This is a genomic window from Psychrobacter sp. TPE 89C, assembly GCF_055522395.1.
In genome coordinates, this window is the sequence record NZ_JBVFXW010000001.1 from 79,615 (window position 1) to 105,116 (window position 25,502).

The 25,502-nt window shown below is 42.9% G+C and carries 20 protein-coding genes; 14 read left to right on the top strand and 6 right to left on the bottom strand.

The genetic code is table 11. The features are described from left to right. Positions 1-145: 145 nt before the first annotated feature. Positions 146-760, bottom strand: coding sequence for a pseudouridine synthase (locus ACZW67_RS00310; protein ID WP_465181721.1), 615 nt, complete (start codon positions 758-760; stop codon positions 146-148). A 494-nt stretch (positions 761-1,254) separates the two neighbouring features. Then, complete coding sequence (locus ACZW67_RS00315) at positions 1,255-3,474, bottom strand: NADP-dependent isocitrate dehydrogenase (protein WP_465181722.1); 2,220 nt, start codon at positions 3,472-3,474, stop codon at positions 1,255-1,257. Positions 3,475-4,100: 626 nt separating this feature from the next. Between ACZW67_RS00315 and ACZW67_RS00320 the strand changes: the two genes are divergently transcribed. From ACZW67_RS00320 to ACZW67_RS00340, 5 genes are all read left to right on the top strand, one after another. After that, the gene (locus ACZW67_RS00320) at positions 4,101-5,480 is read left to right on the top strand and encodes a GNAT family N-acetyltransferase (protein ID WP_465181723.1); all 1,380 of its coding nucleotides are present in this window, start codon (positions 4,101-4,103) and stop codon (positions 5,478-5,480) included. Between the two features lie 64 nt (positions 5,481-5,544). Further along, positions 5,545-6,036: a chorismate--pyruvate lyase family protein gene (locus ACZW67_RS00325; protein ID WP_465181724.1), complete on the top strand. Its 492-nt coding sequence runs from the start codon at positions 5,545-5,547 to the stop codon at positions 6,034-6,036. A gap of 599 nt (positions 6,037-6,635) precedes the next feature. Next, positions 6,636-7,892 (top strand): serine hydroxymethyltransferase, encoded by a 1,257-nt coding sequence (gene glyA, locus ACZW67_RS00330; RefSeq protein WP_197099789.1) that lies wholly within the window; start codon positions 6,636-6,638, stop codon positions 7,890-7,892. A 104-nt stretch (positions 7,893-7,996) separates the two neighbouring features. Then, entirely contained in the window at positions 7,997-8,743 is a 747-nt protein-coding gene (locus tag ACZW67_RS00335) for a type 1 glutamine amidotransferase (RefSeq protein ID WP_465181725.1), read from the top strand. A 383-nt stretch (positions 8,744-9,126) separates the two neighbouring features. Then, positions 9,127-10,662, top strand: coding sequence for an alanine/glycine:cation symporter family protein (locus ACZW67_RS00340; RefSeq protein WP_465181726.1), 1,536 nt, complete (start codon positions 9,127-9,129; stop codon positions 10,660-10,662). Positions 10,663-10,797: 135 nt separating this feature from the next. On the opposite strand, the gene ACZW67_RS00345 is transcribed toward ACZW67_RS00340, so the two are convergent. From ACZW67_RS00345 to ACZW67_RS00360, 4 genes are all read right to left on the bottom strand, one after another. After that, the gene (locus ACZW67_RS00345) at positions 10,798-12,072 is read right to left on the bottom strand and encodes a sodium/glutamate symporter (protein WP_197215820.1); all 1,275 of its coding nucleotides are present in this window, start codon (positions 12,070-12,072) and stop codon (positions 10,798-10,800) included. A 90-nt stretch (positions 12,073-12,162) separates the two neighbouring features. Further along, positions 12,163-12,519: a barstar family protein gene (locus tag ACZW67_RS00350; RefSeq protein WP_465181727.1), complete on the bottom strand. Its 357-nt coding sequence runs from the start codon at positions 12,517-12,519 to the stop codon at positions 12,163-12,165. Between the two features lies 1 nt (position 12,520). Next, positions 12,521-13,300 (bottom strand): ribonuclease domain-containing protein, encoded by a 780-nt coding sequence (locus tag ACZW67_RS00355; protein ID WP_465181728.1) that lies wholly within the window; start codon positions 13,298-13,300, stop codon positions 12,521-12,523. 164 nt (positions 13,301-13,464) lie between these two features. Next, positions 13,465-14,766: a glutamate-5-semialdehyde dehydrogenase gene (locus ACZW67_RS00360; RefSeq protein WP_465181729.1), complete on the bottom strand. Its 1,302-nt coding sequence runs from the start codon at positions 14,764-14,766 to the stop codon at positions 13,465-13,467. Between the two features lie 432 nt (positions 14,767-15,198). Here ACZW67_RS00360 and ACZW67_RS00365 point away from each other — a divergent pair, with 432 nt between their 5' ends. From ACZW67_RS00365 to ACZW67_RS00405, 9 genes are all read left to right on the top strand, one after another. After that, entirely contained in the window at positions 15,199-15,516 is a 318-nt protein-coding gene (locus ACZW67_RS00365; RefSeq protein ID WP_110921792.1) for a hypothetical protein, read from the top strand. Between the two features lie 419 nt (positions 15,517-15,935). Then, complete coding sequence (locus ACZW67_RS00370; protein ID WP_110921791.1) at positions 15,936-16,733, top strand: ABC transporter ATP-binding protein; 798 nt, start codon at positions 15,936-15,938, stop codon at positions 16,731-16,733. A gap of 352 nt (positions 16,734-17,085) precedes the next feature. Continuing rightward, positions 17,086-17,886 (top strand): transporter substrate-binding domain-containing protein, encoded by an 801-nt coding sequence (locus ACZW67_RS00375; protein WP_465181730.1) that lies wholly within the window; start codon positions 17,086-17,088, stop codon positions 17,884-17,886. Positions 17,887-17,960: 74 nt separating this feature from the next. Next, the gene (locus tag ACZW67_RS00380) at positions 17,961-18,857 is read left to right on the top strand and encodes a transporter substrate-binding domain-containing protein (protein WP_465181731.1); all 897 of its coding nucleotides are present in this window, start codon (positions 17,961-17,963) and stop codon (positions 18,855-18,857) included. A gap of 283 nt (positions 18,858-19,140) precedes the next feature. Further along, positions 19,141-19,962: an ABC transporter substrate-binding protein gene (locus ACZW67_RS00385; RefSeq protein ID WP_465181811.1), complete on the top strand. Its 822-nt coding sequence runs from the start codon at positions 19,141-19,143 to the stop codon at positions 19,960-19,962. 509 nt (positions 19,963-20,471) lie between these two features. Beyond that, positions 20,472-21,206, top strand: coding sequence for an ABC transporter permease (locus tag ACZW67_RS00390; RefSeq protein ID WP_465181732.1), 735 nt, complete (start codon positions 20,472-20,474; stop codon positions 21,204-21,206). A gap of 12 nt (positions 21,207-21,218) precedes the next feature. Then, entirely contained in the window at positions 21,219-21,944 is a 726-nt protein-coding gene (locus tag ACZW67_RS00395; RefSeq protein ID WP_465181733.1) for an ABC transporter permease, read from the top strand. Between the two features lie 118 nt (positions 21,945-22,062). Further along, entirely contained in the window at positions 22,063-22,779 is a 717-nt protein-coding gene (locus tag ACZW67_RS00400; protein WP_465181734.1) for a fumarylacetoacetate hydrolase family protein, read from the top strand. Positions 22,780-23,016: 237 nt separating this feature from the next. Further along, the gene (locus tag ACZW67_RS00405; protein ID WP_465181735.1) at positions 23,017-25,251 is read left to right on the top strand and encodes a PhoX family protein; all 2,235 of its coding nucleotides are present in this window, start codon (positions 23,017-23,019) and stop codon (positions 25,249-25,251) included. The last annotated feature ends 251 nt before the right edge of the window (positions 25,252-25,502 follow it).

Sequence of the window (25,502 nt, forward strand, 5' to 3'; positions counted from 1 at the left end):
TAATATCGACGAACATTTTGGGTGTTTTATATCTATCTATGATTAATGTCTTATCATCAATATGATTTTTATCCCAACCAATCTTTTTAATAGTGTTGAAAGATTTTTCTTATATAATGCTTTAACTAGCAATTTAGCAAACTAACTATTGAGTAATACCCAATTGCCTACAGCGCTCACTATCTAAATGAATTCGTACAAACTCTCCAACAGCTAAATCACTTAACTCAAACCCTGCCACTGACCAGCGTATCAAACGTAAGCAAGGTAGCCCCACATGCGCAGTCATGCGTCTTACTTGACGATTTTTACCTTCATATATCGTCAATATCAGCCATGAGTCTGGCACATTTTTACGCTCACGTATCGGTGGATCACGTTGCCAAAGCGGCATTGGCAATTCATCTTCACTGACATGTTTAATCTCAGCAGGTAGGGTTTTGCCATCTTTGAGAATCACACCTTTTTGGAGCTTACTAAGCTGCTCAGGCGTAGGGATGCCTTCAACTTGTACTAAGTACGTCTTGCCTTGTTTGCGACCAGCATTGGCTTTGGGTGGATGGGTGATTGCTTTGTTAACTCGACCATCATCAGTCAGAATCAGCAAACCTTCTGAGGTCGCATCAAGCCTACCAGCCACCCGCAATGATTTGTCCGTAAAATACTCCGATAGCGTGGTGTGGTTGTTATTGCTGTCATCTCTGAACTGACTTTGCACGCCATAAGGTTTATTGAATAGTACGAGACTAGAGGTCGACATAAACAGCTATTTCCTAAATATAAATGAGTCAGTATTACTTACTATCCAAATGATGATACACCTTAACATTCAAAATAAAAATGAGCACACACTCTGGGTATAACGTGTCCCGCTGAAAAATAAGACGGTACGAGCTAAGTGCTTCCATTTCATCTATATTTTGATAGGTTTGTCATGTTTTTTGAATACTATATATTTTTCTAATTAAGGTAAGCGTCTATTATAAAGTGTTTTTCTATTGTTCACAGGGCCACTCATGTTTTTTGCTGAGATGAATACAGGGCGTAGGCTGTATGATGGCAGCCAGAAAAGGGCTCTACAATATAATCGTTCCAATACAACTTAGATATGCTGTGAAAGACCATAAAAAACACCTCAACGCCCTAAGGCGGTTGAGGTGTTTGACTTACTAAGACTTAAACTCGCTTAATCGCTTTTGGATATAAACCCCAACAGCGACTAAGCTTAACTGTCTAAGTGCAATCGCTTAGAAATTACAGCGATGCCAGTGTTTCGTTGAACAAAGCACTTGGACGCATGGCTTTCTTAGCCAATTCTTCATCGGCATAGTAGTAGCCTTTGATGTCTACAGGCTTACCTTGAGCTTGGTTAAGCTCTTTGACGATAGCCTCTTCGCTGTCTTTAAGCTTTTGCGCAAATGGTGTAAATTGTGCTTTTAGCTCGCTATCTTGATCTTGTGCTGCCAGCTCTTCAGCCCAGTACATGGCCAGATAGAAATGACTACCACGGTTATCTAATTCACCTGTTTTACGTGATGGTGATTTGTCATTCAACAGCAGTTTTTCTGTCGCTGTATCTAGCGTGTCAGCCAATATTTTGGCTTTAGTATTGTTATCGTTCTCGGCTAAATGCTCCAAAGATACGGTCAAGGCCAAAAACTCACCCAATGAATCCCAACGTAAATGGTTTTCTTCTACGAGCTGCTCAACGTGTTTCGGAGCTGAACCACCTGCACCTGTTTCAAACAGACCACCACCTTTCATTAGTGGTACGACTGATAGCATCTTGGCACTGGTGCCTAGCTCTAGAATTGGGAACAAGTCAGTTAGGTAATCACGCAAGATGTTACCAGTGGCAGAGATAGTATCTAGACCACGAGCAACGCGCTCTAGAGTATAACGCATGGCACGAACTTGTGACATGATTTCAATGTGTAGACCCGTAGTATCATGATCCTTCAAGTAAGTCTGAACTTTTTTGATCAGTTCATTCTCATGTGGACGATATGGGTCTAACCAGAAGATAACAGGCGTGTCTGATTCGCGCGCACGGCGAACAGCCAGTTTCACCCAATCTTGGATAGGATCATCTTTGACCTGACACATGCGCCAGATATCGCCTTTTTCAACACGTTTTTCGAGTAATACTTCATCAGTATCTACATCAACAATACGTGCAATACCCGCATTGCTTGACTCAAAAGTCTTGTCGTGTGAGCCGTACTCTTCTGCTTTTTGTGCCATCAAACCAACGTTAGGAACCGTACCCATTGTCGTTGGATCAAAGTTACCATGCCATTTGCAGAAATTGATCATTTCTTGATAAATACGGGCAAAGGTAGATTCAGGCATAACGGCTTTGCAATCATATAGTTTGCCATCAGCGCCCCACATTTTACCGCCATTACGAATCATAGCAGGCATTGATGCATCTACGATAATGTCGCTTGGAGAATGGAAGTTGGTGATACCTTTTGAAGAATCAACCATGGCCAGACGTGGGCGATGCTCTTGGCAAGCATGCAAGTCTTGCTCAATCTCTTCACGCTTTGAGGCTGGCAAAGTTGCAATTTTGTCAAACAAATCAGCCATACCGTTATTGACGTTAATGCCTAGCTCGTCAAACGTAGCGCCATGTTTTGCAAAGGCTTCTTTGTAGTAGATACGAACCGCGTGACCAAATACGATAGGGTGTGACACCTTCATCATAGTGGCTTTTACGTGTAGTGAGAATAGAATACCGGCTTCGCGGCAATCTTCCATTTCACGCTCATAAAAGTCTAGCAATGACTGCTTGCTCATAACCATTAGGTCAATCACTTCTTTATCGAGCAAAGCAATCTTAGGTTTCAAGACTTTGTTGGTGCCGTCATCAAGTAACAACTCCATACGTACGGTACGAGCTTTATCTAAAGTAATAGATTGCTCGCCATCATAGAAGTCACCGCCATGCATGTGTGACACGTGCGTGCTTGACCACTGCTTCCATTCACCCATAGAATGCGGATGCTTGCGAGCATAGTTTTTGACGGCTTTAGGGGCGCGGCGATCTGAGTTACCTTCACGTAGTACAGGGTTAACTGAGCTACCTAAGCTTTTACCATAACGCTTACGAAGTTCTATTTCTTCGTCAGTCTGTGGATCTTCTGGGAAACTAGGTAATGCAAAGCCTTTGCTTTGCAACTCTTTGATACAGGCTTTAAGTTGCTGTACAGAAGCACTGATGTTTGGCAGTTTGATGATATTGGTGTTTGGATCTTGTGTCAGACGACCAAGCTCAGCCAAATTGTTTGGTACGCGTTGCTCTTCCGTCAAATATTCTGGGAATTCAGCCAATACTCGCGCTGCAACAGAGATATCAGTTGTCTCAACAGCAATCCCTGCCGTTTTAGTAAACGCTTCAACAATAGGCAAGAATGAAAGGGTTGCTAGAGCAGGGGCCTCATCAGTTTTTGTATAGATAATTTTTGACATTGTAATCGGGTATCCCTTTAGTTGTCGTTAAGAATAATACGTACACATAAATTCGAATATCGTCGGATGATACTATGCAATAACGAACTATGTGGTTAGATCAAGTACATCATATGTGGCCTCAGAAATATTGGAGACCATTTAAATTTTTCTTTTACGCACGTCTATTAGCGTTCATCAAATAGGCCTCTTAAAACAGTACGATGCTTTGACTGCCTATACAAAAGGGCTTGAAGGTGAACTGCTGACTTCATATTATAGTTAATCCACTATAAATCGGCTATGATGTCAATCTTGTATAATGAACTAAGTATACTGTTTTCGCTCATATCCTATGTATCTGAATTATATTAAGCTAATAACAACCTTATTCTACCAGTCATCAGCTTCGATATCATCTTTTCCATGCAACTACTGTCTTTTCATTGGCATTTATAACGAGATGGAGAGTAGGATATAAGCATCATTATAAAACATAGCCACCTCTATTATAGTAGGTGGTTTTTTATTGCATATAGATGAATTTTTGCAAATTGTGACAGCAAACTATCAAAAATTTGCTAGGCTAGGTCACTAATCAATCGGTTATCGATAAATATATAGCGACTATAATAATGACAAACAGTATGAGTTTAGAGTATGCGCTGATTAATGATACCAGTTGGCAGAGCCAAGCAGACTGGCAGACACCAGATACGCCCTTTATGTCGTTTGCTTTTTGGCAGGCGTTGGCAGATACGGGTGCGATAGGTGAGCAGGCAGGTTGGCTACCAATATTTATTTTGGTGCACCGTGTCGCCGATTATTCTGATAGCGGCGACAGCAACGACAAAAAAGACAGCAATGGCAATGCAATAGACGGTGTAAAAGGAAGTGCATTGCATCCTGTTGCAGTATTACCCGTATTTATAAAGGGTCATCATCGCGGCGAGTTCGTGTTTGATCATGCATGGGCAGAAGCCTATGCACGCTATGGCATTGATTATTATCCGCGATTGGTCACTAGCGTTCCTTATACACCGATTACGGGTCAGCGCTTGTGGTTGGCTACAGGTGAAACCTTAAGTGAAGAAGTTATAAAGACAGCTATCGCAGGTGTTGATGATATTGCTCAACAAGTAGGTGCATCTAGCTGGCATGGACTGTTTGTCACGCCTGAGCTTGCCTCTGTCGCGACCGCAGAGCTGCCGACCGATATCGATATAGAGCAGGCATTAGCAGCTCAAGATAATGGCCTAGAGCCAACCGCAATTGAGATGCCCATATTGGAACGTCAAGGCTGTCAGTTTTTGTGGCAAAATAAAGACTTGCTGCAAGAGAGTCAGCCATTTGCAGATTTTGATGCATTTTTGATGACCCTAAAAGCCAAAAAACGTAAAACCATCCGTGCTGAGCGTCGCAAAGTTGCTGAGCAAAATATCAGCTGTCAGCGTAAGTGTGGGGCGGATATTACCGATGCCGATTGGAAAGCGTTTTATCACTGCTATGTGATGACCTATGCAGTGCGAGGTCAACAGCCTTACCTAACGATAGATTTTTTTATGGCATTAGCACAGAGCATGCCTGAGCACCTGATGCTCGCCCAAGCACTGAATAACGATGGCGAAATTATTGCTAGCAGTTTGTTCTTATACGATAAACCTGATAGCGACAATGTTAATGGTGATGTTGATAATAATGCTACCTTATATGGACGCTACTGGGGTGCGTTGGGCGAGTACGACAGTTTGCACTTTGAGCTGTGCTACTATCAGGGTATCGAGTTTGCCATTGAGCAAGGTCTGACGTATTTTGATCCGGGTACGCAAGGGGAGCATAAACTGATTCGTGGTTTTATCCCAACCACGACACACTCGCTGCACCGTATCTATGATCCACGTTTTGTACCCGCGATTGCAGGTTTTTGTCGCAAAGACCGTGAGTATATGGCGCAGTATCGTCAGCAGGCATTTGAGGCTTTGCCTTTTAATGCGGACAATATGCCAGATTTTGATATGAACCATTAGTCTTTTAATATGAACAATTAGTGCCAGCTCCTCTTATTTAATCCTTCACAATTAGCCGTTAACTATGTCCAGTACTCAAATATCCTGTTTTAGCAATCCGTCACCTCCTAGTGAGCTACTACCGTGGCTCAATGCTAAAGGCTCTCTCACTGCCATGTTGGAAGTAAAAGCAGGGCAGCCATTGCGTGTAGAGCGCAGTTTTGAGGGCTATCGGCAGCTGTCTCTGATACAAAAACAGCAATTGGGTCTGCAGGGTGCTGCGCTTAATCGTCCGATGTTGGCTTGGGTGCGTGAGGTGCAGCTTTATGGCAATGATGAATTACCATGGGTAGATGCACAAAGTATCTTTCCGCTATCCAGTCTAAAAGGCCGCGCCCGCCGTCTACAGCAGCTCAAAGGCACACCCATCGGTTATGTGCTATTCAAGCGCAGCCGAACACTACCTAATCAGCGATTTATTCAGCAAACTGCCACAGGTTGGCAAAGGCAAACCCGTTATGATTGGTATGGTCGTACGTTAATGATCAGTGAAACGTTCCTGCCGACGTTCTTATAATCACTTCACTATAATAGTCACTACACTATAAAAGTATTACTGCGTTAGCCTCGCTTGAGGTATTTAATATACATCTACACTCGGCTGCCTTGTACTACTTTTAAATTGAATCAACTATATCTAGCCATGGTTAAAAATATTTTATGCTTATATACGTGTAAAAATTCAGATAACTAAGAATTCAAAGCAGGTAAATCCTTTATTTTATTGGCTATTTATCTGTGTTATATGGTCATTTAATTCCCTCATCTTAAGGTGAGGTTTTTTTGCGTTCGCAGCACAAATTTTCATGTTACACTTAATCTTTAGCGATGATATCGGTACATACGTGTATCGAATTTATTGCCGAATTGGACAACTTCATGGCGGGCCACTCGCCTGCATTTATTCTTATTTTATCTCTGCTAATAGACCCCATTCACAATAATGGTCATGCCATAAAACAGATTGCCGAAAAACAATAGATTGCTGAAAAAAGTGCAGAGGTATCACGCGTACTTCTAGCGACGTTGACGCAGTAGTTGTTTTATTGTGGGCAGGCTATAAGCTTCTTTTAAATGACATTTTTTCAATGACAGTCACTACTTAGGACATTAAATATGTTTAAAAATATCTCTCTTCAAAGTTTTGATCCAGTACTTGCTGAAGCGATGGCCGCAGAAAGCGTTCGTCAAGAAAATCACATTGAGCTTATTGCTTCTGAAAACTACTGCTCACAAGCAGTGATGGAAGCGCAAGGTACTGACCTAACCAACAAATACGCTGAAGGCTATCCTGGTAAGCGTTATTATGGTGGTTGTGAGCATGTGGATGTTGTAGAACAATTAGCCATTGACCGTGCTAAAGAGTTGTTCGGTGCAGAGTATGTGAACGTTCAACCACATTCTGGTAGCCAAGCAAACTCAGCGGTATTTTTAGCATTGCTAGAAGCAAATGACACAGTATTGGGCATGAGCCTAGATGCTGGTGGTCACTTGACTCATGGCGCACACATCAACTTTTCAGGTCTGAACTACAATGCCGTACAGTACGGATTGGTAGATGGCACTGGTCTTATTGATTATGACCAAGTAGACGCTCTAGCACGTGAGCACAAGCCTAAAATGATTATTGCTGGTTTTTCAGCTTACTCGCAAGTAGTCGATTGGCAGCGTTTCCGTGACATCGCGGATGAAGTAGGCGCTTACCTGTTAGTAGATATGGCTCACGTTGCAGGCCTAGTTGCTGGTGGTGTTTATCCAAACCCAGTACCTTTCGCTGATGTGGTTACGACTACCACGCACAAAACCCTACGTGGCCCACGCTCAGGTATGATTTTGTCTCGTGACGAAGTACTTGCTAAGAAACTAAACTCTGCGGTATTCCCGGGTAACCAAGGTGGCCCATTGATGCATGTTATCGCTGCTAAAGCGGTTTGCTTCAAAGAAGCATTAGAAGCCAACTTCTCTACTTATCAGCAGCAAGTGGTTAAAAATGCTAAAGCGATGGCAAAAGTCGTTCAAGATCGCGGTTATGAAGTCATCTCTGGCGGTACTGAAAACCATCTAATGCTGATCAGCCTAGTTAAGCAAGAAATGACGGGTAAAGAAGCGGACAAATGGCTTGGCGAAGCTCACATCACTGTGAACAAAAATGCCGTACCAAACGATCCAAAATCTCCGTTCGTAACGTCTGGTATCCGTATCGGTACACCAGCCATTACTACTCGCGGCTTCAACGAAGCACAAGCGGGCGAGTTAGCAGGTTGGATTTGTGACGTACTAGACAGCCGTGGTGACGAAGCGGTCGCTACTGAAGTACGCGGTAAAGTAGAAGCGATCTGTGCAGAATTACCAGTTTACGAAAAAAACCAGTAAGCTCAAATCCGTACTGATTTAGCCAACTCTGATTCAGAGTTGTACAATAAAAACCGCTTATCTTTTGCTAGGCGGTTTTTCTTTTTTGATAAAAGGATAATTTAATGACGCTACGTATTCATGCCCTATACCATGTTGATTTTGAAGAACTCAGTTATATTAAACAGTGGGCAGATAATCAAGGTCATAGCATTACTGTCACTCGTTTCTACGAAAACGATTCATTGCCTTCTCAAGACAGTTTTGATTGGTTGGTTATTATGGGCGGGCCAATGAGCATTCATGATGAAGCTGACTTTCAATGGCTAGCGGATGAGAAGGCCTTTATTCAGCAAAGTATCAAAGAAGGAAAAACAGTAGTTGGTGTTTGCTTAGGGGCGCAGTTAATAGCGGATAGTTTGGGGGCAAAAGTTGCTCCGTCAGGTATAAAAGAGGTTGGTTGGATGCCAATTCAATTAACCAAAAAAGGCTTAGAGCATCAGTTACTAAAAGATTTACCAAAGCAAGAGTTTACGGTTTTTCATTGGCATGGCGATGGTTTTGAGTGTCCTCAAGGTGCGACTGCAATTGCAAAATCAAACGCTTGGGACAATCAAGGTTTTATCTATCAAACGCCAAAACATAAAGAGTTAGGTACGTGGGTGCTTGGTTGGCAATGTCATTTCGAAGTGACTAAAAATAGTATGGTGGATATGGTGATGCATGGGCAGGATTATATACAAGACGCCATGACTGACTATCCTCACACAGTTCAAGCGGGTGATGAAATCCTAGAGCTAGGGGACACGTATATTGCAGATAACAATGCATGGCTTTCTATAATGCTGGATAACCTAGTAAAGTATGGTTAAGGGTTTGTAGACGATAAAAGTCCGCTATAAATGAAAGGATTAAAATTTCAGAAAATTAGATCATGTAATGCAAATCTGTGTTGAGATTGTCATGTCGCCCTTTCAATGATATTTAGGTCTGTTGTTTATACTAAGAATAGCTACCGACATTTTTCGATAATTATAGTGAGTTTGATTGATCTTGGCTGTCAGCTTTAAAGCGCTAAGTTGATGTTTAATTGAGAAAAATATGCAAATGTTTTTGTTTATATAAAATTATTAGTATATAGTCGACATTGAACATTTAGTAATAATACTGATACAAAGTATAATAAAAAATTACACTTTGTATCAGTATCGCTGTAAATGATTATATGAATATTATTTTCACTAAAGGAATTTATATGAAAAAACAATATTTAGTCGCAACGATCCTATTACTTAGTACTACTATTGCGCAAGCAGAAGAACAATCAGGTTTAGCAGCATTTGGTGCTGGCCTCGATGGCTTTATGGCCAATATATTTGGCTGGTTCGTTGATCTTATTTTCTTTTCAGTACCTCTTGGTGAAGTAAGCTTTCCGCTAATTGTAGGCTGGTTGTTAGTTGCCGCATTAGTCTTTACCTTTTATTTTGGCTTTATTCAGTTTCGCCATATAGGCCTGTCTTTAGATATTGTCAGAGGCAAATATACTGATCCAAACCCTGCTGTCAAAGAAGAAGGCGAGGTTAGCCATTTTCAAGCACTAGCCACTGCTTTGTCAGGTACGGTTGGTCTTGGTAATATTGCTGGTGTCGGTGCCGCACTCGCTATTGGTGGACCTGGTGCTACCTTTTGGATGATTATGGTTGGTCTGTTCGGTATGGCGACCAAGTTTGTAGAGTGTACGTTAGGTGTTAAATACCGTACGATTCTGCCTTCTGGTGCCGTATCAGGTGGACCTATGTACTACTTGAGCCGCGGTATGGCTGAACGTGGTATGGGTGGATTTGGTAAGGTGTTAGCCGTCGGTTTTGCCCTTATGTGTATATTGGCCACTTTTGGTGCTGGTAACATGTTTCAGGGTAACCAAGCCTTTGCAGTCATGAGCTCTACTTTTAGCATTCCAACGGATTACAGTATATTCTTTGGTATTGGCTTAGCGTTTTTAGTCGGTATGGTTATCATTGGTGGTATGCCGCGCATTGCAACCGTTACCGAAAAAGTCGTGCCTTTTATGGCTTTATTGTATATCACAATGAGTGTCATCGTACTGGTTGCAAACTTTAATCATATTGGCGCTGCGTTTGGCGAGATTTTCACGGGTGCCTTCACTGGTGCTGGCGTGGCTGGTGGCTTTATTGGCGCGTTAATTCAAGGTTTAAAACGTGCAACTTTCTCTAACGAAGCAGGTGTTGGTTCAGCCGCTATTGCTCACTCAGCGGTAAAAACCAAAGAGCCTGCTACTGAAGGTTTAGTAGCGCTGCTAGAGCCTTTCATTGATACGGTTGTTATCTGTACTATGACGGCGCTCGTTATTACTATCTCTGGGGTGAACACTGTCGCAAACTTGCAAACCCAAGCGCTTACTGGTGTGGATCTAACCCGTGCTGCCTTTATGGAAACGGCGCCTATCTTCCAGTATTTCCTAGCTGTCGCGGTATTATTGTTTGCTTTTTCAACGATGATCTCATGGTCATATTATGGTCTAAAAGCTTGGACTTACCTCTTTGGCGAAGGTAAAGGCGGCGAGATGATATACAAACTTATCTTCTTAGTCTTCGTTGTTATCGGTACCATCGTACAGTTTAGCTTTGTTATCGACTTCTCAGATGCGGCTCTGTTCGCTATGGCAATCTTTAACATCATCGGTCTATACTTCTTGATGCCAATTGTGAAAAAAGAAGTTAATTCTTTCATAGCTCGTGTGAAAAGTGGTGAAGTTAAAAAGTATAAATAATGGGTTTGATTGAACACTCTATTATAACTTGATGATTAAAAAAGCCCGCTAAGATTAGTCTTGGCGGGCTTTTCGATGGCTGACATTCGTTATTTGCTAGATAGCTATTAAGTTTTGATCTGTGACAGCATCAGCCTACATAAACGGCAATTTAGTAAATATCTGCAATACCGTCGCATTAACGATATCGACAAAGAAAGCACCAACCATCGGTACAATCAAAAATGCCTTAGGCGAGGGTAGATAACGATCCGTAACTGCCTGCATGTTGGCAATTGCTGTTGGCGTTGCACCCATACCAAAACCACAATGACCTGCTGATAGCACCGCCGCGTCGTAGTTTTTACCCATCACTTTAAAGGTAACGAAGTAAACGTATAGAATCATCACAAACGTCTGTACCAGCAATATAATCAGTACAGGGCCTGCCAAATCTGTTAATTCCCATAGCTTCAATGACAACAGCGCCATGGCTAAAAATAGGCTCAATGATGCATTACCAATCACATCAATGGCACGATCAAACATATCAAAGTTAAAAATCATCGTTAATGAATTACGCAGAATCACACCGCCTGCCAGTGCCCATACAAAGGTAGGTAGCTCAAACGAGGTACCTTCAGCAACGATAGTCATCAAATCAGCAAATGCCAATGCACCCGCAAATAGCGCCAAGGTTTCGATGGTTGATGATGCGGTAATCAGACGAATGTTATCAGGCTTTTCAAACATTTCCTGAGTACCATCATCATCATTTTCACTGTGCTTGGTACTGTATAAGGACTGTGCACCTGCCACTTTTTCAACGTCACTTGGGTTTGCATTTGCTGGTGTCGGCTTTAATCCAAGTTTATTAATCAATCGACGCGCAACAGGGCCACCAACGATACCACCTGCTACCAAGCCATACGTAGCCACAGCAATGCCGAGGGTAGTTGCACCAACCACACCATACTCTTGTTCCAATACAGCACCCCATGCGCCAGCTGTACCATGACCGCCTGTAAGTGCGATAGAGCCTGTGACGAGTCCTAGCAATGGATCTAGTCCTAAAGCGCTTGCCATTGTCACGCCAACCACGTCTTGCAATATAATAAATACCGACACCACGATAGTGAAAATCAGTAACGGTGTACCACCTGCTTTTAATCGACCAAAATCAGCACTTAGACCGATAGAAGCAAAGAACATCAGCATGGTGGCTGTTTGTAACCCTTGATGAAAATTAAAACTGTAGCCCCAAATAAAGTTAAGAGCATACACAATGACCGCAGCAATCAGACCACCTGCTACTGGTTCTGGAATATTAAAATCTTCTAAAAACTTGACTTTTTTGACCAAAAATCGTCCAAGCAATAGTACCAAGGTGGCAAAGATTAGGGTGTAATAGCCATTTAAAGTAATTTCCATAGGTTAATCCTTTCTATAAAACTAAATTAACCTGAATTTGGGATAAATATGGCTTTATCTCGAATTCAGGCTTGTTTGATGATTTATCGGCTAGGCGTCATCCGTAGACGGCATGATCACCCACAATTGCGGCTTGCCAAAATCTGTGTAGGCATCTTCTATGATGCTTTTGAAGACATTAAAATCTTCCGTGTCTATTTTTTTCACCGATGTTAGATCTAACATTAGATGTGTCACGTCGCTATCTGTTAAGCAATCCCACGCACTATCCCAATTGTGTGAAAAATAACTGGGAAAATCACAGGCATTGGCTAAATTTGTTAATAACGTGTTTTTATTTAGTACGTCGTCCGCTGCTATGGTAACAGCCTGTGTCGGGATGCCAGCACTTAGTGCTGTAGCGTTTTGGTTACTATTCTTGTCTATATAATGTATGGCTTGGCTCATATTATTTTACGTCCAGTCTGCGAAAGCTATCATAGTGGTCAACGGTTAAATAATAGACAGTTGGCGGATTGCCACCCGTGACGATACGTCTTGCACCGCGATGCGATATGCCAGGGGTTGGCACGGTATATTCACGATAGTAGCCTTTCGACTGTGTTGGTAGCTGTCCCTCACGGTTATAGAACGTCGTGCCATCCTTATTAGGATAAGGGAATGGACCGCCTTGCTTGATCAGCATGATGGTCTGATCTATTTGCGCATCACCCGTTACCGCAGAGTTAGATGCTGGATTTGAGTTGTCAGAGTACGTTTGAGGTATCGTTGTAGGTTCTGCGCTACCAGCAAAGAAAGTAGACTGTAAATCATCAAAGAAGTAAAACGCGACCGCGATAATGGCGATAAGACTAAATAAGGTAGACAGCGGGCTTTTTTTATTTTGACGCTGGTTTCTAGTATTGCGACCAGTATTTTTTCGGCTAGCATTGTTATTATTGGAGTTGTTCTGCCTAGAATCGTTCTGATTAGCATTGTATGACGTGCTTTTAGCGGTATCTGTATTTCCACTTTCTTGAATGCTGAGCGAAGCAGGGGTTACTTCGGTTGCTCTCAACTGGTTTTTGTCATTACGTGCACTATTGAAGTAGACTCTTTGTCCGACCGTTATCGGCTGTGGCATTCGCGCTTTGCTAATATGAAAAAATACGTCTTCACTTTGATCGTCAACATCAATAAAGCCATAGCCTTTATCTGAATTCCAGTGTTTGATTTCACCACTTTGCATGAGCCTACTTTCCTATCGCATGTTTGTGTTATGGTGCAAAATTACGATTGCGCCGCCTCTATAACCTATTCGTCCCTAATAAAAAAACGCCAGCAACGGAGCTGACGTTTTTTGTGAATTATACTGTAAGTAAGCAGATAAGTGCTAGGTTGAGACGCTATCCGTTAAGCACGTGTCTCACCGTGGCCATACACGATCCATTTTTGTGAGGTAAGACCTTCTAATCCCACAGGACCACGAGCATGAATCTTGTCTGTTGAGATACCAATCTCGGCACCCAATCCATATTCAAAACCATCAGCAAAACGGCTAGAGGCATTAATCATGACGCTTGCAGAGTCGACTTCACGAATAAAACGTTGCGACTTGGTATAGTTATCCGTAATGATGACATCGGTATGATGACTGCCATGCGTATTGATATGCCCAATCGCTTCATCAATGCCAGAAACGACTTTTACCGCTAGGATAGGCGCTAAATATTCGGTGTCCCAATCTTCGGCAGTGGCAGCTGATAGATGACCTTTAAGCGCAGCATTGTCATTTAGGATAGCTTGTGACTTGTCATCGAGACGCAGTTGCATGGCATCGTCAGCAGCGATGATAGCTTCAGCAATTTTTGGCAATAGCTCATCGGCGACTGACTCATCGACCAGTAGTGTCTCCATGGTATTACACGTACCGTAGCGATGCGTTTTTGCATTGACGCTGACTTTGATAGCGATGTCGGCATCTGCATCACTGTCAATAAAGGTGTGACAGTTACCGTCTAAATGCTTAATCACAGGCACACGGGCATCACGGCTGATACGCTCAATCAAGCCTTTACCGCCACGTGGTACGATGACATCGACATAGTCCGTCATGGTGATGAGCTCACCGACAGCGGCGCGATCAGTGGTTTGTAATACTTGCACGCTATGTCCAGATAGATTGACCTTCTCTAGACCTTCTAAGATACATTTGGCGATAGCTTGGTTAGACTCAAAAGCTTCAGAGCCACCACGTAGAATAATGGCATTTCCTGATTTTAACGCCAGTGAAGCCGCTTCTAACGTTACATTGGGACGCGACTCATAAATCATACCGACCACACCAAGTGGTACACGCATCTTACCCAAATGAATCCCTGATGGTTGATAGGTCATATCAGTGACTTCACCGATAGGATCTGGCAATGATGCCACGTCTTTTAGACCTTGTAGCATGCCATCAAAGCGCGCATCATTTAGCTCCAGACGATCAAGCAATGCGGCATCTAAATCGTTGTTTCGACCATTGTCCATATCGATTTTATTGGCTGCTAAAATATCTGGCTTAGCGGCTTTTAATACATCATGAATGGCCATGAGGGCAGCGTTCTTATCACCAGTATTGGCAGCAGCGAGGGCACGTGAGGCTGCGCGAGCCTGCTTGCCGACAGATTGCATGTATGCGGTAATGTCTGTGGTATTCGATTGACTCATAAATTATTTTCCTTATAACTATAAATGTTTTAAACAGATAAAAGCGCCCAAAAAGGCGAAAGTTTGGCAAAAAGTGACATTTGAATGCTTATCCAGCATTATGCTATTTAACATAGAGCAGATGAGGTCGATAGTAAAGTTGATTTTGTGAACAGCGCCCGTTTTATAAAGCGTTTATGAGCACTGTTTTGATGCTCTTCTTGTTTTATTCACATGCATTTCTAACATGGTTACTGTTAAAGGTTGGTTAAAAATCAAATACATCGTTACATGGTTTTAACAGAACTGCGTTGTAAGTACTAAGGTAGCGACGATCGATCGTCAGTATAGTAAGTGCTAAGACTGGTATTTTTAAAAATATCAATACAACGCTATCAATCAGATAATTTTTATTGATAGCTAAGCATTAACTATAACGAGCGGAGCATTATTATGGCTACTACAAATGATAATATCGAAAAAAATGGAATGGCTAAAAGCTGGCTGACGATAGGGTTAGTGGCAGCTGCATTGACGTTGAGTGCTTGTGGTAAAAAAGATGAGGCACCTATGGAAACTGAGCCGGCGGCTGATGCACAGACGGCAGTAGAGGAAGATGCGGCTATCGCAGGTAATGGTGATGATATTGCAGTTGCTAGCGCCGATAATGGCATGGCAGTGGGAGATAATGACGATGTAGCGGTAGCAACTGCCGATGATACAGAGATGTTAGACGGTACTGAAAGTGAAGAGCATGTTTCGACATACTGATTTTTAACGTGCTAAGTTTTGATATGCTGGATTTTGACATGCTAAGTCTCGACGTACTAAGTTTGGACATATTAATTTTTGACATATTAAGCAGCTATCACTTATCCACATTAGATATTGAAAGTGGGTAAACAGATAAAACAACGCCTAGTACGTGAAAGTGATAAAATAAGGCTCAGCACTGCAAATGCAGTCTGAGCTTTTTTATGTCAGCTATTCAGTGGTTTATAAATGCTGAGTGGCAGATTGCTTAAACGCAGGATTTGCCTTTTTACTGTGTAATAAGAGACAATGTGTCACTTTTTCTCTTTGTATGACGAGTTATAAGCGTATCACGACCTTATTAGGGTTGATACTTATACTCCATACCACGATTTTTTACGTATTTTCATTCATATTTATTGGAAGTCTGCTGAACCATGCTTGATATTGAAAAAAATCCGACTCGGCCTATCGCCCTAGATTTACAAGACATCCATAAAAGCTATGGCTCATTGGCAGTGCTAAAAGGGGTATCCCTTACCGCATATGATGGTGATGTTATCTCAATTTTGGGCTCATCTGGCTCAGGTAAATCCACCTTATTGCGCTGTATTAACTTGCTCGAAAAACCCAATCAAGGTCGTATCATCATTGGTAACGATGAACTCATGCTAAAGCCTGCCAAATCAGGTGAGTTGCAAGCGGCAGAAATCAAGCAATTAGAACGCTTGCGTGCGCGTGTAGGCTTTGTCTTTCAAAATTTTAACCTGTGGCCGCACAAAACGATTTTGCAGAACATCATCGAAGGGCCTACGCAGGTCTTAAAAATCAAAAAAGACCAAGCCATTAGCGATGCTGAAAAGCTGCTAGACAAAGTGGGTCTACTTGATAAAAAAGATGCTTATCCAGCGAACTTGTCTGGTGGTCAGCGTCAGCGTGTGGCTATCGCACGCGCATTGGCGATGCAGCCGCAAGTGCTACTGTTCGATGAGCCAACCTCTGCTCTAGATCCTGAATTGGTCAATGAAGTACTCGCTGTCATGCGAGAGCTGGCAGAAGAAGGCCGTACGATGCTCATCGTCACCCATGAGATGCGCTTTGCCCGTGAAGTATCAAGTAAAGTAGTGTTTTTACATCAAGGTGTGATTGAAGAGATTGGCACTCCTGAGCAAGTATTTGACAATCCTACCTCTGAGCGAGTCAAAGACTTCATGGCGTCACATCGTCAAAACTAGTCATCGTTTTAAACAGCGCTAGCAATTAGCTGCATGTATTTATGATTGTCTAACAAGTACTGATTCTCTACCTAAAACAATAGGATGGTAAAGCTCTTACCATCCTATTGTCGTTTTAAATTAAAAATTACGGATTAGTAAGTATCGTTAACTGTTTATTACTCGTTAATGACAGTTGGTATGCAAAACGTTTGTTTTTGATATTTTACTCAGGTATTATCAAAAGGCTTATAGGTAGCCACCTATGACGGCTATCTGCTCATTTTGCTGTCTATATTGCTTGTCTGACAGGGACGTCAGAGAACAGAATATCAGAACCCTACATTAAAACCCATCAGAATTTAAGGAATGTATGATGTCGAATTCTCGCCTATTGTGGTCGTCGATGACCGTTACTGCCGCATTGATGTTGAGTGCTTGTGGTCAATCTTCTAATGAAGCCGCTGATAGCAATGCTGACGCCCCTGCAGCAGAAATGGCTGGCAAGACCATTCGTATCGCTACCGAAGGTGCTTACCCTCCTTTTAATTATACCAATGCTGACGGTACTTTGGCAGGCTACGATATTGACGTCGCCAATGCCTTATGTGATCAGATGCAAGTTAAATGTGAAATCGTGGCTCAAGATTGGGACGGTATCATTCCAGGTCTATTGGCACAGAAATACGATGCCGTTATCGCAGGTATGTCGATTACCCCTGAACGTCAAGAAAAAGTAGACTTCAGCGAGCCTTACTTCGCCAACACGATGGTATGGTTGACGGATAGTGCTAGTGGTTTTGATCCTATGTCGATCAAAGATTTGACCCTTGGTGGCCAACGTTCGACCACGCCTGGCGCTTATCTACAAGATAACTATGAAGGCAAAGACGGTAATACCGTGCAGTTGTATGACAACTATGACAATGCTTATTTGGATCTAAAGTCTGGTCGTAGTGATGCCGTATTGGCTGAAAAAGTTTCTGCCAAATCATGGTTAGCGGATAATACTGAAGGCTTCGGTATCGTTGGCGATGAAATTGATAACAATGACAATATTGCTATTGCTGTCCGTAAAGGTGATGCACTCAAAGCTGATTTTGACAAAGCCTTAAGTGAAATCCGTAGCAACGGTGAGCTGGCTCGTCTTGAGCAAGCAAACTTTGGTCAATAAGCTGTAATAAATGAGCTTTCATACATCAGTCATGAGTGACTACCGGCTAGTAACTATATTAAGGAACAACGAGAATGACAAATTCAATGACATCATCAATGGGTAAAAAAGCATTATGGCTTGTCCCACTAAGCGCTGCAATGCTTCTGCTGGCAGGTTGTAACAATAGCTCAGCACCAGCAGAAAGCGCTGAAGCTGATACAGCTAGCGATGCGCCTTTGAACATTAAAATTGCGACAGAGTCGAGTTATAAGCCATTTAGCTATACCGATGCTGATGGTAAACTGATTGGCTATGAGATTGAGCTGGTCGATGCGTTATGTGCGCAAATGAAAGCTGAGTGTGAAGTTATTTCTCAAGATTGGGATGGTCTAATCCCTGGCCTAAATGCACAGAAATTTGATGCAATCATCGCTGGTATGTCGATCACCTCTGAGCGTAAAGAAGTCGTGGATTTCAGTGAGCCGTATTTTCACACTGGTATTATCTTGATTGGTAAAAAAGGCGACGATATCAGCGTTGCTGATCTAAACAATCAGCCTATTGCTGCGCAGCGTTCTACCGTTTCTTCACAGTACTTGCAAGACGAACACACCGAAGCTGACATCAAGCTTTATGACACTCAGGACAATGCGTATTTAGATCTGACTTCAGGTCGTGTGCGCGCGATGATGTCTGACAAAGTCACTGGTAACGATTGGCTAAAAACCGACGCTGGTAAAGACTACGAAGTAAAAGGTCAAGAAATCAGCACTGAAGAAGATGCTATGGGTATCGCGTTCCGTAAAGGTGATCCATTAGTGGCTAAATTCAATACTGCTTTGGCTGAGCTAAAAGACAATGGTACCTATGATCAGATCACCGGTAGCTATTTTGGTACTAGCTCAACGGCTGCCGCACAAAAAGCAGTAGCAACAACTGATAGTGTCGAAGAAGCGCCAGCTGATGCGATGGCTACTGAAGAAAAATAATTGCTGAAGAAAAACAGCCGCAAGCGACTACTGATGTATCTCACCGTTTATCACTATCTTTAGCTGATACAAGGGTGAGGTCGCAGTACCGTGAGCAATAGTGCCGTGAACAATAGTATCGTGAACAAATACAGTACCGTGAACCGATAGCGATGAGCAATATTTCTATTAACAAACTCCAAGGATGATCATGAAAAACCATTTTGACCAACACAATGCAGTCACGAACGCATCAGTTATCAATGGTATAAAGGCACGACGATTTTCAGTGCCTTTAGTGACGATGGCTGCGCTTTTAACTTTAGCAGGCTGTAGTAATGGTCAAGATGATGCGAGTGATGATGCCACTCAAGTGACTGCTGAGGCAGAAACGACGGGTGAAGTGCTACGTATTGGTACTGAGGGTGCTTATGCGCCTTTTAACTATACCAATGCGGATGGCACTCTTGGTGGTTTTGATGTAGATATTGCCAATGCTCTCTGTGCCGATATGAAGATGACTTGTGAAATTACGGCGCAAGATTGGGACGGTATTATTCCTGGTCTAAAGGCGGGTAAATATGATGCGATTGTGGCGGCTATGTCAGTCACCCCTGAGCGTGAGCAACAAGTCAGCTTTACTGAGCCATACTTTAGCAATACGTTGGTTTTTTTAGCCAAAAAAGACAGTAGTTTTGATCCCAGCAATAGCAGTGATATCAATGCAAATTCTATCGCTGCTCAGCGCTCGACCATCTCTTCGCAGTGGTTTGAGAAGGCATATCCAGACGCTGATATGAAGCTGTATGATACGCTCAGTAATGCGTTTTTGGATTTGGGTTCAAACCGTGTTGATGCAATGGTATCTGATAAATTGCCAGCGCTAGAGTGGCTTGGTTCAACATCAGGCAGTCAGTATGGTCTCAAAGGTGAAGAGATTGATATCAATGATAACTTTGCGATCGCGGTTCGTCCAGGTGACGAACTACAAGCAAAGATTAATCAGGCGTTAGCCAATATTAAAGCAAATGGCACTTATGATGATATCAATAACAAGTATTTTGCGGTGCCAGAAACCAGCACAACAGCAACTGAGACTGATACGGTAACGAAACCTGCCGAGTAAGCTCAGTGAATTGTTCAATAACTCGCTAAATACTCTATTGAGCGTGTAGCTATAATCTGACGTAATAACCGTTTGAATGGTTATGTCTCATCAGACAGTGTTTGATTTAACGAGTAAGATTGTATTTAACAAGTAAGAAGGGTATTGCCTTAATGGTAGTACCCTTCTTTTTTTCTAAAAAAAAGTTGGATATTCGCTATATTGACTGCTTGGTTTATAAAAACAGTCCTGATTTGACTCGTTTTTAAGAAGATAAGTGCCTATTTAAGCACTGCTTTTACATGTGAGTATTAACATAGCTTGCAGTGAATATGATAAAATCAGCCCTCATTTCTACCGCGTCAATTTTCGCAGTAATTTTCGTATTATTTTGACGTCAATATATGACGCAAAATACCTGTACCTAATTTGGTATAAAATACGATTATTAGCAGCGCTCAGCTATTGATGCTGATTCTTTTAACTCATATTTTGCAAATTGCTAATATAAAGAGACAGAGTGGATAATTGTGTTTGATTTACAAGGATTTGGCGCGCTACTACTGAGCGGCGCTACCGTCACCATCAAGCTCGCCGTTACCAGTTTAATTATTGGTATGGCTTTGGGCTTGCTTGGTGCGACCGCTAAGCTGTCTAATGTCTGGCTGCTACGTAAGCTTGCGACTGTATATACGGCGACGATGCGTGGTATCCCTGAGTTGCTATTGGTGCTGTTCATCTATTATGGCGGCTCGATACTGCTGATGACGATTCTCAAAAAATTCGGCTATAACGAATATGTTGAGATTAGTGCTTTTTGGGGTGGCGTCATGGCGCTATCGATTGCTTTTGGCGCTTATGCGACTGAAATCTTTCGCATGTCGATTCAAGAGATTCCCGTCGGACAACGTGAAGCCGCGCAAGCGATTGGTATGCGTCCTTTTCAGACGTTTTATCGCATCACTTTGCCACAAGTTTGGCAGATTGCATTGCCAGGATTGGGTAATTTGTTTTTGGTCTTACTCAAAGATACCGCATTGGTATCGGTCATAGGCCTCAAAGACATTATGTATCAGTCATCACGTGCCGCTCAATCAACGCAGCAGCCCTTTACTTTTTATATGGCAGCAGCGATTATTTATTTGGGTCTGACCATGTTGATTACTGGCTTTATGATGTGGCTTGAATGGCGCGCCAATCCAGCAGCACGCTATGCTAAAAAGCTGAGCCGTCAGTCCACTCATCGTCAATCGACCATAGGATAGGGGAGAAATACTATGGATTGGAATTGGCAGGTCATTTTTGATAATATTCCTGAGTTATTAGAGGGCGCTGTGTTGACCGCACAGCTGGTCGTTGTCTCCGGTATTATCGGCCTATTTTTTGGTTTGGTTTTAGCGCAGTTACGCTTATCAAAGAGCTGGCTGGTGCAAATACTACCATTCTCTTATATCTTCTTTTTCCGTGGCACGCCGCTATTGGTACAGATGTTTTTGATTTATTATGGTCTGGGTCAGTTCGAGGCAGTACGTGAATCGTTTTTATGGGAACCCGTACTTAGCCAAGCGTATTGGTGTGCCATTATTGCTTTCACGTTAAATACCAGTGCTTATTTGGCAGAAATCATTCGCGGCGCGATTCAGACCATCCCTGTTGGTGAGTTGGAAGCGGCTGATGCTATTGGCATGTCAAAGTGGCAGAAGCTGACACGTATTACTTTGCCTCGTGCCTTTGGTATTGTGATTCCAGCCTACAGTAACGAAGTCATCTTTATGCTAAAAGGCAGTGCATTGGCATCTACCATTGCGTTGATGGATATCACAGGTGTTGCTCGTACGATTAGTGCGCGTACTTACACCTTGATGGAGTTGTTCTTCGCTGCTGGTATCGTGTATCTGCTATTGTCATGGGTGATTTTGTTTAGCTTTAGATTGTTTGAAAAGAGAATGAATCGCCACACAAGTTATGTACCACCAGACGTGATTACCAGTACGATTCCTTAAGAAGTTGTGGCAAAAATTATTTATCATAAGCATAATGCTAGGACACGACACGCCCTAGACTAAATAGTGCGGTATGTACATTTACGAAAATAACAATAATTTGCTGTGAGCGCCTATTATGAGCCAGTCACCACATATGTCTTTAGCCGATGCGATTTCTGCTAGCGTCCATGATGATACCAGTGTCGCCAATGTTAACAACAGATTGCGTGCCCCCATCGGCAAGGTGGTCTGTGTTGGTCGTAATTATGCCGAACATGCCCGCGAGCTGGGAAATGAGATACCAAAATCGCCCATCTTATTTATGAAGCCGGCATCATCAGTGGTCAGTATACGCAATGCCATTGCTCGTCCTGATTCAGCAGTATATGGCGATACGCATTACGAAGCGGAACTTTGTATTCAGCTGTCAGCCGATCTATCTGCGGCAACTGCTGAGCAAGCCAAGCAAGCGATTGGTGGTGTGACGTTGGGATTAGACTTAACGTTACGTGACTTGCAAAGTAAGCTAAAAGAAAAAGGCCATCCATGGGAGCGTGCCAAGTGCTTTGATGGCTCTTGTGTACTGGCTGATTGGGTTGACCCACAAGCCTTTGGGGATTTTAGCCAAGTAAACTATCAGCTCATCATCAATGATGAGATCAAGCAAGATGGTGATAGCGCCTTAATGCTGTTTTCAGTTTACGAGTTACTTGCAGAAATTAGCCACGCGTTTAGCTTACAAGCAGGCGATGTGATTATGACTGGCACCCCAAGTGGTGTTGGTATATTGCAAGCCGGTGATCAAGTAAAACTTAAGTTAGGCGCACATGAGTGGGTATCACAAGTAGAGTAAGCTTGCTCAGCCCACGGTTAGTATCAAATAAAACAAAAAAATCCCAAGTTAGCGCTTGGGATTTTTTTGTTTTCTATCATCACCAAAACTTCTTGTCATCAGATTGTCATCTAACGTTCAACATACTGTCATGAATGCTGAGTAGGATAGCGGCTACTTCATATTTTTTTGGTGCTGTTAATAGCAGTGCCATGATATTTTTTATGACAATCCAGCCGAATAGCAAGGTGACTGATAATGACCCTATTAAGCAATAAGCCAGTAAATAACGATCAGCAAGTAAACAACAATCAAAACCTCGCTCATGAAGTCGTTGAAGATTCTAATCCTACTAATAATATGGATTTTCAAATCATTATCAGTCGTCGATTGAACCGCCGTAGTCTATTAAAAGGTGGCACGGGATTAACCGCTGCTGCCTTTTTTGGTGCATTACCATTGGTTGGTCATACCAAAGGTGCCAATAGCACCATGACAGTTCGTAGTGGCGATGATGCTGCTGTTCCAGCACATGGTAATCGAAGCCGCCCAGAAACATTAAAGTTCACTGCCGTGGCACATTCGACCGCAGCAGAAATGAGCGTGGCTGATGGTTACAAGGCAGAAATGATATTGCCACTGGGCACACCGCTGATGTCGGGTATCGAGGACTGGAAAGACAACCGTGAGCAATCTGCTGAATCATTTGATTGGCGCATGGGCGACAATCATGATGGCATGTGGTTTTTTGGCAAAACAGGTAACAATTACGATGTCAAAGCCTCTGAAAGCGGCTTGCTAGTCATGAATCATGAATACGTGAACAGCGCCGAATTAAGCCCGTTTGGCTATGATGTAAAAAAAGACAGCAGTGCTGAGCCTATTTTTCAAGAAGTTCGCCGAGCCACGGACGTGCGCCGTGAGGTCAACTGTCACGGTGTTTCTGTGGTCGAGATGAAGCGCCGAGATAGTGGTAAAGGGTACGAGATGGTTCGCGACTCTAAATACAACCGCCGCATCACCAGTAGTACTCCATCACAGCTCACTGGCCCTGTTGCAGGATCTGACTTGGTCAAGACTAAATTTGACCCTACTGGGCTGAAGACACGTGGCATCAATAACAACTGCGGGGCAGGATTGTCGCCTTGGGGTACTTATTTGACCACCGAAGAGAATTTCTTAGGGGTATTCGCGCGCGGTAAAGATGCCAGCCAATTAAGTGCTGCCCAAAATTATGGCCGCGAGCGTTATGGTGCAAAAGAAGACCATGCTACTTGGGGTTACTTGTGGCATACACCAAAAGCAGCAGACGCTACCATGACTGACGAGTTTGCGCGCTGGAACATGACCGTCGCAGGTAAAACGGCCATTGATGATTATCGTAATGCATTTAATACCTTTGGCTATATCACCGAAATTGACCCGTTTGATAAAAATGCCATGCCTCAAAAACGTACAGCTTTGGGTCGTTTTGCTCATGAAAACTGTGCGTTTGCACCTGTGAAACAAGGTCGCCCTGTTGTGTTTTATATGGGTGATGACTCACGCGGTGAGTATATTTATAAGTTCGTGTCAAAAGCCAAGTGGTCAAAAAGTGATATCGGTGGCGGCCTAAAAGCGGGTGACAAATACATGAACGAAGGCACGCTGTACACGGCAATCTTTAATGAAGATGGCAGTGGCACATGGCAGCCGTTGGTTTATGGTCAAAACGGGTTAGATAATACCAACAGTGTACAGCCGTTTAATGGTCAAGATGACGTATTAGTCTTTGCACGTGCAGCTGCCGATGTGTTGGGTGCTACGAAGATGGATCGCCCTGAATGGGTATCTGTCAGCCCCGTTACTGGCGAAGTGTATGTAACTTTGACCAATAATAAAAACCGCGGCGTCGATGACGATCAGCCTGTTTCAGCCAGTAATCCTCGCAGTTACGATGTGAATGGTAAAGCCGCTGGTAATGATAATGGTCATATTATCCGCTGGGCCGAAACAAATGGCGATCATGCAGCCACCAGCTTTGAGTGGGACATTTATCTATTTGCGTCACCTAGTGACAAGTCTGCAGAAAACCTATCGGGATTGAATGCTAATAACGATTTGTCTTCTCCAGACGGTTTGTTTTTTGACCCGCGCGGCGTATTGTGGATTCAAACAGATGATGGTGCATATACAGACACGACCAACTGTATGCTATTGGCAGCATTGCCAGGTAAAGTGAATGATGGGTCAGTTAAAACAGCCTCGACAGAGCAAGAGACTCGCATAGGCTTGGCAGCGACTGATGACAATCTTAAGCGTTTCTTTGTCGGTCCTGAAGGTTGTGAAGTGACAGGTATCACCATGACCCCAGATTTTAAAACCTTGTTTATCAACATTCAGCATCCGGGTAATGCTTGGGGCGCGGTCAAAGGCGGTAGTACGCCACGATCTGCCACGGTAATGATTACCAAAAATGATGGTGATGTGATATTGGCAGAATCCTTCTCGTAAATTATTTACGCTATATAGAACGAACGATAGTGATATATATTTAACCTATTTATCAATAAAAAATCTCAAGCAATGGCTTGGGATTTTTGTGTTGGGGCACAGCATAGTCAAAGAACTCTGAAATGATTACAAGGCAGCCGACTGTAGATTGTACAAGTAGTATATCTAGAGAGAGTAACGTTGTAGCGGTTTGGCAGTTCGCTGGCTATATTAAAAAAACAAGCAACATCAACTGCCTATCAGTCCTTTCC